The organism is Candidatus Kirkpatrickella diaphorinae (assembly GCF_025736875.1).
Classification (GTDB): domain Bacteria; phylum Pseudomonadota; class Alphaproteobacteria; order Acetobacterales; family Acetobacteraceae; genus Sorlinia; species Sorlinia diaphorinae.
The window spans coordinates 846,414-860,150 of sequence record NZ_CP107052.1 but is presented as its reverse complement, the minus strand read 5'-3'; the positions used below and the strand labels follow the sequence as shown (position 1 = coordinate 860,150).

At 55.6% G+C, this 13,737-nt stretch carries 11 protein-coding genes; 9 read left to right on the top strand and 2 right to left on the bottom strand.

The window, feature by feature from the left end; all coding sequences use genetic code 11:
• Positions 1 to 9 precede the first annotated feature (9 nt).
• The 4 genes from N5W20_RS03865 (at position 10) to N5W20_RS03850 (ending at position 3,826) form a co-directional block, all read left to right on the top strand.
• A complete protein-coding gene (locus N5W20_RS03865; RefSeq protein WP_319807600.1) occupies positions 10 to 234 on the top strand; it encodes a hypothetical protein in 225 nt (74 codons plus the stop codon).
• A gap of 33 nt (positions 235 to 267) precedes the next feature.
• Positions 268 to 1,704 (top strand): sugar porter family MFS transporter, encoded by a 1,437-nt coding sequence (locus N5W20_RS03860; protein WP_319807599.1) that lies wholly within the window; start codon positions 268 to 270, stop codon positions 1,702 to 1,704.
• A gap of 131 nt (positions 1,705 to 1,835) precedes the next feature.
• Positions 1,836 to 2,342 (top strand): sugar dehydrogenase complex small subunit, encoded by a 507-nt coding sequence (locus tag N5W20_RS03855; protein WP_319807598.1) that lies wholly within the window; start codon positions 1,836 to 1,838, stop codon positions 2,340 to 2,342.
• An 8-nt stretch (positions 2,343 to 2,350) separates the two neighbouring features.
• Complete coding sequence (locus tag N5W20_RS03850; protein WP_319807597.1) at positions 2,351 to 3,826, top strand: c-type cytochrome; 1,476 nt, start codon at positions 2,351 to 2,353, stop codon at positions 3,824 to 3,826.
• 114 nt (positions 3,827 to 3,940) lie between these two features.
• Here the strand turns inward: N5W20_RS03850 and N5W20_RS03845 are convergent, their stop codons facing one another.
• Both N5W20_RS03845 and N5W20_RS03840 read right to left on the bottom strand, forming a co-directional pair.
• Positions 3,941 to 5,461 carry a metallophosphoesterase gene (locus tag N5W20_RS03845; RefSeq protein ID WP_319807596.1) on the bottom strand — a complete coding sequence of 507 codons (1,521 nt, stop codon included), beginning with the start codon at positions 5,459 to 5,461 and terminating at the stop codon, positions 3,941 to 3,943.
• Positions 5,462 to 5,892: 431 nt separating this feature from the next.
• Complete coding sequence (locus tag N5W20_RS03840) at positions 5,893 to 6,753, bottom strand: MurR/RpiR family transcriptional regulator (protein WP_319807595.1); 861 nt, start codon at positions 6,751 to 6,753, stop codon at positions 5,893 to 5,895.
• A gap of 177 nt (positions 6,754 to 6,930) precedes the next feature.
• On the opposite strand from N5W20_RS03840, the gene N5W20_RS03835 reads away from it, so the two are divergent.
• The 5 genes from N5W20_RS03835 to N5W20_RS03815 all read left to right on the top strand — a co-directional run bounded on the left by N5W20_RS03835 (position 6,931) and on the right by N5W20_RS03815 (position 13,722).
• Positions 6,931 to 8,859, top strand: coding sequence for a bifunctional 5-dehydro-2-deoxygluconokinase/5-dehydro-2-deoxyphosphogluconate aldolase (locus tag N5W20_RS03835; RefSeq protein WP_319807594.1), 1,929 nt, complete (start codon positions 6,931 to 6,933; stop codon positions 8,857 to 8,859).
• A gap of 90 nt (positions 8,860 to 8,949) precedes the next feature.
• Positions 8,950 to 9,747, top strand: a complete 798-nt coding sequence (gene iolB, locus N5W20_RS03830; protein WP_319807593.1) for a 5-deoxy-glucuronate isomerase — start codon at positions 8,950 to 8,952, stop codon at positions 9,745 to 9,747.
• A 56-nt stretch (positions 9,748 to 9,803) separates the two neighbouring features.
• On the top strand, positions 9,804 to 10,214 hold the full coding sequence (locus N5W20_RS03825; protein ID WP_319807592.1) for a tautomerase family protein: 411 nt from the start codon (positions 9,804 to 9,806) through the stop codon (positions 10,212 to 10,214).
• A gap of 30 nt (positions 10,215 to 10,244) precedes the next feature.
• Positions 10,245 to 11,075 carry a TIM barrel protein gene (locus N5W20_RS03820; RefSeq protein WP_319807591.1) on the top strand — a complete coding sequence of 277 codons (831 nt, stop codon included), beginning with the start codon at positions 10,245 to 10,247 and terminating at the stop codon, positions 11,073 to 11,075.
• A gap of 196 nt (positions 11,076 to 11,271) precedes the next feature.
• On the top strand, positions 11,272 to 13,722 hold the full coding sequence (locus N5W20_RS03815) for a TonB-dependent receptor (protein WP_319807590.1): 2,451 nt from the start codon (positions 11,272 to 11,274) through the stop codon (positions 13,720 to 13,722).
• The last annotated feature ends 15 nt before the right edge of the window (positions 13,723 to 13,737 follow it).

Below are 13,737 nucleotides of genomic sequence, written 5' to 3'. Positions count from 1 at the left end.
AGAGCTCGGGTGGGTCATCTTGATCACTTGGTGGAAAGCGATGTCGCGCCGCAGGGCCGTGTCAGGCCGCGTGTGATGCCGCAAAGTCATGACGAAGCGGTGAATTTGTCCGTCTGGATACGCGCGCGCCAGAGTTCAGCCATGTCGGCAGGCACATCGCGCCAATGCATCAATAGGGGCAATCGAAGCCCGCGCACGTCAGGCCTGCCTGTGCAACGTCAAACCAAGCCGTAAATACTGCGCGTATGACGCGGTCGGAGACATGAAATGAAAACTGCGATCAAAGACATCGTTTTTGTTAACGCGCCGCGACATGATGCGGCCTATGTCATCCGCATATGCGCTGTGGCGGCGCTGGGGGGCATTTTGTTCGGATATGACACGTCCGTCATTGCCGGTGCCATCACGCCCTTACAGAATTTCTTCCATCTCTCTCCGGCGCAAACCGGGTGGGCGGTGTCCAACGTCGTCATTGGCTGTATCATCGGGGCCCTCCTGTCAGGATGGCTGGCGGATCGTTGGGGGCGGCGCATGACGCTGTTTGTCTGCGCCATTCTGTTTTCAGTGCAGTCGGTCGGGACGGCCATCGCGCCAAGCTTCAGCTTTTTCGTCATATTCCGGATGTTGGGTGGCATCGCTGTCGGGGCGGCGTCGATGGTCTCGCCAATGTATATGTCTGAGGTCTCGCCGAAAGACATGCGGGGGCGCGCGCTGTCGATGGAGCAATTTGCCATCGTGTTCGGTCAGGTCATTGTCTTTATCGTCAATTACATGATTGCGGCGAACGCGACGCAGCACTGGCTCAATCATATGGGATGGCGCTGGATGTTCGCGTCGGAAATTGTTCCGTGCATTATTTTCTGCCTGACGGTTTTCACCATCCCTGAATCACCGCGCTGGCATGCGCTTAAAGGCCGGGATGATCTGGCTTTGAAAACTTTGTCGCGTATTTCAAACGCGCAACATGCCCGGAATCTGATGGCGGAGATCAAGGATTCTCTGAAGCTGGTGGAAAATCAGGCTTCCTTCCGCCTTAGCACCGTCTTTAGAGACCGCCGCGCGATGTGGATCATCTTTGTCGCCTCCATGATCGCCGCCCTGCAGCAATTCACGGGCATTAATGTGATGATGTATTATGCGCCGATGGTGCTGCACGGTGTCGGGGGCTCAATGCAGTCGGCGCTTTTCCAGACAGTGTGGATTGGTGTGGCCCTGCTTCTGGGCAGTGTCGTGGGTGCATGGCTGATTGATTTCAAGGGACGTCGGTTCCTCCTGAAATATGGTGCGCTCTGCATGGTGGCGAGCCTCATCCTCGTTTCCATGGCGCTTTATCATCAGACGCAAGGGTATGGTGCGCTCGCGGGCATGATACTCTTCATGTTCACTTTCGGGTGCTCATGGGGGCCGATCACGTGGGTGCTTGTCTCCGAGGTCTTCCCTAATCGTTTCCGCTCCATCGGGATGAGCATCGCGGTCGCGTCAAACTGGGTCGGCAATTTCTTTGTCAGTCAGTTTTTCCCGATGATGAATGAAAATAAATATCTGACCGAACATTTCCACGGTGCGTTTTCCATGTGGCTCTTCGCCATATTAGGGCTTCTCTCCACATGGTTCGTCTTGCGCTTCGTACCTGAAACGCGAGGTGTCTCGCTGGAGAAAATCGAGGACACCATGCTTCAGGTTGCGCCAGCGTCCGTGCGTTAAGTTGAGCTGAAGCGCCTGGCGTAAAGGCCAGGCGCTTCGCCGATGCGTCCCAGGGTCAGATGGATGCGTCGTGATCCAACCATTCGGTCGACCGAGCGGTCGGCGTTCTGACCGCAAACAGGGTCACGCCCATGAGTCTGTCGCTTTTTAAAAGAAAAATCTCGCGGGGCGGCCGGGCCATGGTGGATACGCCCCCGCTGCAGGACATTGCCCCCGCCTTCGGTAAGTCCGGATTTGCCCGGATTTCCGCGCAATTGACGGGTCAGGAAAAGCTTGATCCGCATCTTGCATCCCGCTGTTACAAGGCACTCTGTAAGGTGGATGCCCGGTTTGAAGACAGGTTTCTGCACCTTGAACGCGCTGCGCAGGATTTCGCCCGGCCCCTGATGTCTCATTGGGAGGAATTTGCTGCGGCTTATCCTGAAGCGTCGGAAGTAGCCAAGGCGATCATCTCAGCCTTTTATCTCGGCTATACAGGCGGGCCCCGATCGGACTGCACGGAAGATGATGCGCAATTTGTCGCCTATGAAAATGCGCTCATGTATCGATCAACAATCGATGCGACCGTCATACCGTCTTACGCCCGTGGAAAAACAAATTACTGGGTGGAACCACCCGCAACGATCGGGCAGGACTGATATTTGAGATGAGATCTCTCCGGCTTATCGGGGTGAATGCCCTTTCCCGCCTGATCTCGGGTGTTGTCGCATGTGCGCCGCTCATCGCCGCTGCGGCGTCGGCCGGTACGGACCACCAGGCCCTTATGGCGCGCGGTGCGTACATTGCGCGCGAGGCGGATTGTGAAGCCTGTCATATCGGGCCTGATGGTACGCCCTATGCGGGTGGCAAAGCCATCCATTCCCCTCTCGGCGCCATTATCGCGCCGAACATCACACCTTCAAAAACTTTCGGCATTGGCGGATGGGATGAAGCCGCCTTTGCTAAAGCCATCCGTCATGGCGTGTCGCCACACGGGCATCTTTACCCCGCCATGCCCTATACATCCTATGCCGGGATGAGCGACCAGGATGTGCACGCGCTGTTCACTTATCTGAAGAATAACGTCACTGCCATTGATGCCGCGCCAACGGTTGAAACACGGCTTCCCTTTCCCTTTAATGTCCGCTCCCTCATGGCCGGGTGGAACTGGCTTTTCGCGCGCGGGCGCCCGGTCGATGATGCGCGTGACCAACCCGGCAGTGTTGCGCGTGGGCGGTATCTCGTCGATGTCATGGGACATTGTTCCGCCTGCCATTCACCGCGCAACAGCCTCCTTGGCGAAGATAAGCGTCGCTATCTTGGCGGGGCGGTTGTCGGCGGCTGGTACGCGCCGAATATCACGTCAGATGAAATCAGCGGCATCGGGGCGTGGCGAGATGATGAGCTTTTTACATTTCTCAAAACGGGGGCTGTGCACGGTAAGGCGCAGGCGTCCGGCGGCATGGCGGAAGCGATTGAACACGGCTTGAGCCATCTTTCTGACGATGATCTCTACGGCATCGTCCGTTACCTGAAGACTGTCCCGCCCCTTCGGGATGCAGGCCAAAGGGAGCCGGCTTTCGCACGGCATCCCCGGCAGGAACTGACATTCGAGGCCCTGCATCTTGGGGCCTCGCGGGCCGCAGGGGCGCTTTCCGATAATTCTTCCCTCAATGGTGAGCAGATTTTTATCGGGGCGTGCGCCTCTTGCCATCAACTGAACGGCGCTGGCACGCGGGATCAATTCTACCCTTCATTATTTGCAAACACGGCGACAGGCGGGATAACGCCGCGTAACCTTGTGATGAGCATCCTGACCGGTGTGCATCGCGAGGTGGATGGGCATATTGTGTCCATGCCCCATTTTGCGGATGAGTTATCAGATGCGCAGGTCGCGGCGGTCAGTAATTATGTGCTGCAACGTTTCGGCAATGCGGCGCTTTCCGTCTCGGCAGCCGATGTTGACAAATTCCGAAGGGGTGATGATCGTCCATTGCTGATGACGATGTTCATGCGCCTGGGCGGGATTTCCGGCTCCGGTGGATTGGCGGCGGCAGGCGTTGCGGCTCTGGCCTGGCTGGAGCGGCGCGCCCGCCAGCGGAAATTCGCTGAAGCTGAAATGAGCTTGCCGCCAGATGCGTGACGTCGACCATGCCCCACTCCGTGTTTTCGCGTCGAAGCGCCGAGGACGAAACGGATCTTTTGTCAGTTCGACGCGAAGAACTCCGCCCTCCTTTGCAGGAAGAGGGAATTAAACTCATAAATTACTGCATGTGCTCGAAAAATCGGTATCGCTGCCAATCACACCCAGATCTCTCACCAGATCGGGCATCCCTGTTTTACCGTTGAAGGCGGAGACGCTGATCTCCTGTCCTTTAACGTCAATCAGGTAGTAATCACCTTTAAAAAGCGCCCCGGCCGTGTAAACAGGGATATTGCCGAAAGCAGTATCGTTTTGTGCCCGGCAGTAAGCTTGCACGTGCGTGTGTCCGACGAAGATCGCCTTGACCTTATGGGACGTGATGATCGATTTAAACGTGGCGAGATCCTGTAGATTACCTTTATTAAGGAAGTGAGAGTCGCCATCATTGTAAAAAGGTCTGGCGTCATGGAAATTGATGATGGTGACCTTGCCCCTCAGATCAGCGCGTTCGAGATCTCGTCTGAGCCATGCGAGAGAGTTGGTGATATCCACCGAGGTCTGCAGGAATACGGTATCGGCTTCTAAATTTATCGTGTAAAGGGGATGATTCTGAAGTTGAACGTAGTGAACATCCCCGACATCCCAGGAATAAGAAAAGCTTCCACCATATTCGTCGAATCCAATTTCAGAATCCGTATATTCTGATCGAGACACATCTGCGCTGAAGGCGGCGCCGGGAATTTGATCAATATTATTCTTCATATATTGAATATGATTATATTCCCTGATGACCATGTTCAGAGCGCACCCATCGGAAGATGGTCCCCAATCCTCGATTGCATAGCAATCATGAACATTATTGGCGTAATCATGATTTCCCAACCCCTCCAGAAGCGGAATATTGGTTGCATGATAAATGCGCGCATAGTCGTTGTACTGTGTCGTGCGACCATATTCGGTCAAATCACCGTTGTTGATCATGAATTTGACGTTGCTATGCTCTTTGATCGCATTGAAGGTGTTGCTGTCGATTTTCCTCCATGGCGCGCCATTCTCACTTTCTGAATTCGGGTCACCACCCGACGATAAACGCCATGGCTGCGCGTCCGCCATGATGATGGCCCTATAATTTTTGATCGGCTGCGGGCGTGTTTTTTTGCGCACGTACCAGGTAATGGACGCGTTATTTCCGCCTCCTGTGCCTTCCTGCGTGAAATAATAATCGTCAGGGTCCGAACTAACCCAGTAAGAATTGCTCCCGTTATAAGGATTGTACCAAGCGAAGGAAAGATTTGCGCCGTCATTTTTGACTTTGTAAGTCGCCCACCCGCCAGCGCCATGCAGCCAGGCATTGGATGTTGTCACCATATGACCTTCACTATCGAATTGAATGTCAGATGGTGGGGAGGCTTTCCATTCACCTTCATAGACACCCTGACTGACGAGCTTAATGTCTGTAACGGGCACGTTAAGCCAGTCAATAATTTGCACGCTGGTTGAACGGTCATCAAAAGACCCTACGGCCGAACTTTTATTTTTCACCTGAGGGTGAGTATGTGTCCCTGATGTGGAAGACGCACCTGCGCAACCCGACAAGGTACAGACGGTCAAAATGACCGGTAGATATTTACACATCACAGATGTTTCCTTTTTTATTGATCTGCAATAATGCTATATATCACAATGTTCAATTCAAACGAAGTATAAACTTGTTAACATGATTAAAACTTATGTATAATTTTAGGTAATATCAACAAACTACTTCTTATAATGATTTTATATACTAACATTAAGACATTTTACGACATCGCGTTTCGAAGATTTACCCATCGCATAGCGTTTTCTAATGGTGATTTCCAATATTTTTTGTGTAATATTGCGGGTTAATAACCTACACGCGCGCTGTTCCGGCATGATTGATCTTGAAATATGAAAATCGCGGTCGGGGCGCGTCACAAATCTGTCGGCGCGCCCTGTCGAGGCGGAGCTGCACATAATGCACGCAAGCGCCCCGCCTGATGGCAAGTCGCCGAGGAGTGAAAGCGTTCAGTGACGGCGATGCGCTGTTACTTCCGCCGCTCGGCAATGGCGGCGGCAAGAGTCATAATCATGACCATCGTTGCCGCATTAGCTCGGAATCCCTGGAAATCGGTTTCAACAATTTCAAACCAGAGGCCGGATGCGGGGATGATGGGGCTGATCGCATTATCCGTCAGTGAGACAACCGGCACGCGTCTTTTCTCAAGCTGGTTGAAGAGGTGAACGGTCAGAGGCGCATATTCACTGAAGCTGATGACGAGGGCCGCATCCTCCGGCCCGGCGCCGAAAATGGATTCCTCTTCCATCCCCGCTTCAGCACCCACAACGCGGTGTGGGATTTCAAGCTTGGTGAATAAATAGGCGAGGTAGCGCACAACAGCCATGGAGCGGCGCAGGCCGAGAATATAGATGACGCGGCCGCGTGCGAGGCAGGCGACCGCTTTCTGCAGACGTTCAGGGTCCACGAGGTGATGGAGCGCTTCCAGCGATTCTGTGGCCGCACGATGGAACCCTTCCAGCACATCGCAAGCGGCCACGGGCTGCCCATCCACGCGATGGAGGGCGCTGACCCGCTCCTGATAAGGTGTGACGCGGCTGCGAAGATGGTTCTGAAAGACGGCCTGCATCTCGCTGAAACCGTTGAAGCCGAATAATCGGGCAAACCGGATGACCGTCGAAGGTTGCACATTTGCGGCGGAAGCCATGCTTTTGACGGTCCCCAAAGCAACATCATTCGGGTGCTGCGTGATATATTCCGCTATCTGCCTCAATCGCGGCGGCAGCGCGGCCTGTTGTGTGCGGATGTTCTGATAAAGCTGGTCATAGGCGCTGAGTGGCGCGACCCGCGCCATGATGCCTCTGCCGGTCTCCCGCATGTCGTTACACATTGATGATTCGTACCCTGTTCTGCGTCAAATGCGAGATAGATAGCGCGTCTCAACACGAAAGGAATATCGTTTTGGCAGGGAGGATGTTTCCCGAGTCATAAAAATTTATTCCTTTAATAGACAAATAAGGGAACATATGTTCTATTCCGCTTAACGAATTTAAGTTGGAGAACACTCATGGCAGCGTCGCAACTGGATATTATCGCGATCGGGCGCGCATCCATCGATATTTACGGCCAGCAGATCGGTGGCCGACTGGAAGATATGGCGACGTTCAGCAAAGCTGTGGGCGGGTGTCCGGCAAATATTGCAATCGGGACATCACGCCTGGGCCTGCGCGCCGCGCTGATCACGCGGGTGGGTGATGAGGCTTTCGGTCGCTTCATCCGGGAGCGCCTGGCGCGTGAGGGCGTGGAAACGCAGGGCGTGGTGACCGACACGGCCCGCCTGACGGCCCTGGCGATTCTCGGTGTGCGTGACCGGGAAAACTTCCCCCTGCTGTTTTACCGCACGGATTGTGCGGATGCGGCGCTGAATGAAGACGATATCAATCCGGCACTCATCCGCCGGGCCAGGGCAGTCGTGGTGACTGGCACGCATTTCTCGCGTCCGCACAGCGCGGCGGCCCAGCGCAAGGCGATGAAGATCATCCATGAAGCGGGCGGCAAAGTGGTTTTCGACGTTGATTACCGCCCCAATCTCTGGGGCCTCGCTGGCATAGGTGAGGGGGAATCCCGTTATGTCCGTTCCGACGATGTCACCCGGCATCTCCGTGCCATCCTGCCGGAATGTGACCTGATTGTCGGCACGGAGGAGGAACTCCATATTGCGGGCGGGAGTGAAGACACGCTGGAGGCGATCCGACGGATCCGCAGTTTGACGCAGGCCGTGATTGTCTGCAAACGCGGCCCCATGGGATGCGTCGTATTCGAAGATGATATTCCCGACAGTCTTGAAAAAGGTATTCGCGGCGCGGGCTTCCCGATTGATGTTTATAATACGCTGGGCGCGGGTGATGCGTTCATGTCCGGCTTCCTGCGCGGCTGGGTGCGGGGTGAAAAGCTTGAAACCTGCTGCACTTACGCCAATGCCTGCGGCGCCTTCGCCGTCTCGCGCCTGTTATGTTCGGCGGAAATTCCGACATGGGAAGAGCTTCGTTACTTCCTGAAAAATGGCAGCCCTCTTAAGGCGCTGCGTCATGATGCGGCGCTTAACCACCTGCATTGGGCCACAACAAGGCGGGCGCAATCCATGCCGATTATGGCGCTGGCCTGTGATCATCGCATGCAGCTTGAGGATATGGCCCGTGAGGCCGGTGCCGCACCGGAGAGGATCTCAGCCTTCAAACGCCTCACGATCAAGGCGCTGGACAGAGTGGCGAAGGGGCGCCCCGGATTTGGCACTTTCATGGATGGGCGTTTCGGCCAGGATGCGCTGTTTGACGCGTCGCATAAAGGTTTATGGATCGCGCGCCCGATTGAAAAGCCCGGCTCACGCCCGTTGGATTTTGATGATGGGGGGAGTCTGGGCGCTCATCTGGCGGAATGGCCGATTGACCATGTCGTCAAATGCCTTTGTTTTTACCACCCGGATGACCCGGAGGAACTGCGCCTTCAGCAGGAGCGTGAGCTGGAAAGGGCCTATGATGCCTGTCGCCGGACGGGGCGGGAGCTTCTGCTGGAGATCATCAGCGGTAAAAATGGCGTGATTGACCGGGATACAGTTGCCCGCGTTCTGACACGTCTTTACGACCTTGGCATCAAGCCGGACTGGTGGAAACTGGAAGGCAGCAAGGACCCGGAAGCCTGGCAACGCATCGCGGCCGTCATCGCGGAACGTGACCCGCTTTGCCGCGGTATTGTCATACTTGGCCTTGATGCGCCGACGGATGATTTGCTGGAAGCCTTCAAGGCGGCCGCCGTCACGCCGTGGGTCAAAGGTTTTGCGATTGGCCGCACGATTTTTGGCCAAACGGCGCGCGCATGGCTGGCCGGACAGATTGATGACGAAAAGGCCGTTTCGGAAATGGCCGAAAAATTTACCATATTTGTCAAGGCATGGACGGCTATTGAAGCCGCACGCGAAACGGGCAAGGTTTCTGCGTGACGCAAATCGGTTTAAGATTGGTTTCCCGGTTCCGCATTCACCGCATGCTTACTGGCGTGAAGGCGGAACGGGCAGTAAAGGCATGATGTCATGACGAATTTGCTTGTTCATTCGCAGGCGCCCGGGCCTGATCGCGTCACTGTCAGGGTTACGCCGGAATCGGCAGGGTGGAAATATGTCGGGTTTGAAGTCCGCAAGCTGGCGGCTGGTGAGGTGACCTCCGGCACGACCGATCAAACGGAAATCTGCCTGGTGCTGCTGGGGGGTAAAGGACGAATTGAAGCGGCCGGACGGGATTTCGGCTTGTTGGGCGAGCGTAAAAATCCGTTTGAGGGTCTGCCCTGGTCCGTTTATGTGCCCCCGAATGAAGCATGGTCCATTCGGGCGGAAACGGATCTGGAGGTGGCCGTATGCTCGTCCCCCGCGCAGGGGAAATATCCGGCGCGCCTGATCAAACCGGACGAGGTGGGGGAGGTGCCGCGCGGCAAAGGTAATAACCAGCGCTACATTCGCAATATCCTGCCGGACACGGCGCAGGCGGAGACGCTTCTCGTCGTCGAGGTCATCACCCCCGGCGGACATTGGTCAAGCTATCCGCCGCACAAGCATGACACGGATGATTACCCCAACGAAACGTATCTTGAGGAGACGTATTACCATCGCCTCAAACGTGGCAGCGATTTTGCGCTGCAACGCGTCTATACCAAGGATAAAACCCTGGATGAGGCGATGGCGGTGTCTGATGGCGATGTCGTCATGGTGCCCAAAGGATATCATCCGGTCGGGGCACCGGTGGGTTTCGACCTCTTCTACCTGAATGTCATGGCGGGGCCGCATCGCGTCTGGAAGTTCTCGATGGACCCTGATCAGGCGCATCTGCCCTATTAATCGTCCGTTCCACCTGATGGGACAGGGCTTTAACTCAGTCAAAAAAGGATCAACCTATGCCGCTTCTCCATTTTCATATGCTCGAAGGTCGCAGCCCGGCGGAAATCCGGAAAATTCTTGATGTCGCGCATGAGGCTATGCTGGAAGTTTTTCAGGTGCCGCGGCGGGATCGCTATCAGCTCGTCAGTGAATATAAGCCGTCTCATATGATTGTGGAGGATACCGGACTTGATATTCCGCGTACGGAAAAAGTCCTCCTCATCCAGATGTTCAGTCGGCCACGCGGGGAGGAGAAAACCGCCGCGTTTTACAGGCGCCTTACTGAACGTCTGGAGGCGGAATGCCAGATCAAATCCTCCGATGTCATGATTTCGGTCGTGGAAAACGAAGATGCGCACTGGTCCTTCGGGAATGGACGCGCGCAGTTTCTGACGGGTGAACTCGGCGTCAAAGCCACGACCCACTAAAACAGCGTATGTGCCGCCTTTCGGGGCGGCATGTCACGCTCAGAACAATCAATTGGTGACATTGTGACGGACTTCGCGACGCCTTTCAAACTCGCCGCCTGCGCGGAGATGCTTTTTACCAACCTGCCCATCACCGAGCGCGTGCGTGAAATCTCCGCGCGCGGCTTTATGGTGGAAATCTGGGACTGGACCCGGCACGACATCAAGGCGCTGAAGGCGACGGGCGCTGTATTTTCCTCCATGACCGGCTATGTCAGCGGCGGATTGGTCGAGGAAGATGCCATTCATGATTTTCTCGCCTCTGCGGCCCGGTCCATCCCGATCGCGCAGGAACTCGGCATTACCCGGCTGAATATTCATGGGACAGGTCTGGGCCCTGCCGGACTGCCCGTCACCCCCGTGCCGGTCGTCACACCGGAAATGTGGATGAAGGCGCGCGACACGCTCTCGCGCCTCGCCGATCTGGGCGCGCAGCATAACGTCACCTTCGTGCTGGAAAACCTCAATACCGCCATTGACCATCCCGGCGTGCCGTTTGCGAAAGCGGAGGATTGCCTCGCTTTGATCAAGGCCGTCAATAACCCCAATCTGCGCCTGATGCTGGACCTGTATCACGCGCAGATCGGGGAGGGGAATCTGATTTCCCTCTTGCGACGCTGCCTGCCTTATATCGGGGAAATTCAGGTGGCGGATGTGCCGGGCCGCTGTGAGCCGGGGACGGGTGAGATTGGTTATCCCGCCATCGCAAAGGCACTTCATGACATGCATTATGCCGGTCCGATCGGGTTGGAAGCATTCGCCCAATCGGACTCAGCCCTTGCGCTGAATCGTTTCCGAGCGGCATTTTCACTGTCGGTCTAAGGGGTTGGCAGGCGGGCTGACGGCATAAAAGGTTGCAGGGAAAGCACGATCCCGGTTTTTTATCGCTTCGGCATTTTCAACCTTCGGATAGAAAGTTGAAATAGCGCGGGATCGCGGTTATTCCCCTTGCTTCCCGCGTCCGCGCAAGCTGGCGCGCGTTCGTCGATGCCGTGATCCCTGTTCCGAAGACATCTGAATGCCCAAAAATCCCGCCTTTCTCCGCATTGTTTCCGTCGATGGCCGCCGCCCCACCACATGGTTTCGGCTGTGTCTTTCCGGTGCGGTCACATGTCTGACGGTGCAGGCTGCGGCGGCGCGTGACTTGGCGGAAGGTGGGGCAGTGAGCGACAAGGCATCGTCGCATCATAATCTGCACCGTGCGGCGCACAAAGCCGGGCAGAGAGCTGCACCCCCGCGTGACGCCACTGCCCCGAAAGCGGTTGAGGCGAGATCATCCGACCGGCTTGTGGTGTCGTCGCGCCGCAGCCTGTCACGCGGCGCTGAAAATGCCGTGTCCACCCTCATTATGAAGCAGATGGTCCCTGGCACAAATGTCATGAATGCGGTCGGGCGACTGCCGGGTGTGAGCTTCAGCTCAACCGATCCGCTCGGGATCGACACATTCGGCACGAGCACCTATGTGCGCGGCTTCTTTATGGATCAGATCGGCTATACGCTGGATGGCATCCCGCTGAATGACCAGACTTATGAAAGCAATAATGGCGTCAGCATCATCCAGGCGGCGGTTCAGGATGATATTGCGCATGTCACCGTGTCGGAAGGGCCAGGGGGTGTTGAGGTCCCTTCCACCTCAACCCTCGGCGGCACAATCCAGTTTGAAACGTCAGACCCGACAGCGAAGCAAGGCGGGAAAGTCTCGCAGAGTTTCGGGAGTTACGGCTCCATGCGCACGTATTTCCGTGGTGATACGGGTGAAATCAACAAGACAGGCACTAAAGCCTACGTCTCCTTCACCCGCGCGGATGAGAAATTATGGATGGGCTCAGGCGACCAGCAGCAAAAGCAGGTCCAGGCCAAAATTGTGCAGCCCATCGGTCATGACAGCAAAATCAAGGCGTTCTTCAATTGGAGCTCTCTGGCGCAATGGGGATATCCGGATTATTCCCTCGCGATGATCGATGCGCTGGGCTGGCGCATCCCCCGCCTCTATCCCAATTACGCCAAAGCCTACGCTTATGCGCCAGGCGACCTTGACCTTCCGGCTTCACCTGCCATGAAGGCGAATGATGATCAGGCTTATCTCTATGATGGCGGTCAGGTCCAGATTGATTATACGGGCGGGCTCAATCTCGATTTCGCATTAACCGACCGTCTTCGCTGGCGCTCGGTCGTTTATGGTCAGAGCGATACAGGCTATTACACTTACTCCGACTATGACCAGCCTTCCCTCGGGACGGGTGCGCCTCTCTCCATGTCCGTCTGGTCAACCCGGCAGGAGCGGTTCGGTCTGACATCCTCCCTGCTTTATGATCTTGATAAGCACCACATTGATGCCGGGGTCTGGTTCGAAAATAATAATCAGCAGGAAAGTCTGTTCTGGTACGATGAGCCCGTTTTAGGTCAGGGTTCTCCGCTCGCGACCGTCGGGCCATGGACAACATATGGGCCGGCTTTCAAGCAGGGCTATAATTATATGTGGCACACGAATAATTTCGCGGCGCACATACAGGATGTCTGGCGGCCCTTCAAAAATCTTCGCCTTGTTGCGGGTTTCAAATCAATGCTGGCCCATACGGGCGGCGGCGCGGATTACAATAATGCGGCTTATACAGGCGTTGACGCCCTGCCAAATGGCGGGATGACGGCATTTGACGCGTTTCTGCCGCATTTCGGGGCAAGTTGGCAGTTTCTGCCCGGACATGAGCTTTATTTTGATCTCGCGGAAAATATGCGCAGCTACCTCGTTTTGCCAAATGGTGGCGGCAATTCGCTTTGGTCCGTGCAGAGCCAGGAAATTTTCCGTGACCTGCAGAAAAAAGTCAAACCGGAGCGGGACTGGGTCTATACGGTCGGATATCGCTACACGAACCGCTATATGCAGGCCAGTCTCGCCGGTTATCATGTTGATGCCTCCAACCGTCTTCAGGCAGCGACGCAGGGGACTATTCTTCAGCCGATTTCTACTGTGGCGCAGACAAGCGTGCAGATCAATGGCGTCGATGCGGGGCTGACCCTGCATCCGCTTAAAAATGTCACGTTGTATAACAGCGTCAGCTATATGCACGGCACTTACGGGGATAATATTGGTGGTGCCGGCGTGACTTACGACACGAAGGGCAAGCGCCTCGTCAATTATCCGGACTTTATGTACAAGGGAAACCTCGCTTATAATTGGCGCAACCTTGAAGCTCATTTTGACGTGCAATATTTCTCCCGCCGTTATTTCAGCTATACGAATGACACGTCCGTGCCGGGTTACTGGCTGGCCAATGCGGGGGCGCGTTATAATTTCGGCAATGTCGGGCTGACGAAAGACCTGACGATTTCCTTCAACGTTTATAATCTCTTCAACTCCCATTACATCTCCATGATGGGGGAAAATGGCAATCCGTTCGTCGGGGATTATCAATCTCTCGAGCGTGGGTCGGTGCGGCAGTTTTTCGGCACTGTCAGCACACGTTTCTGACGCATCTTTCGGGGC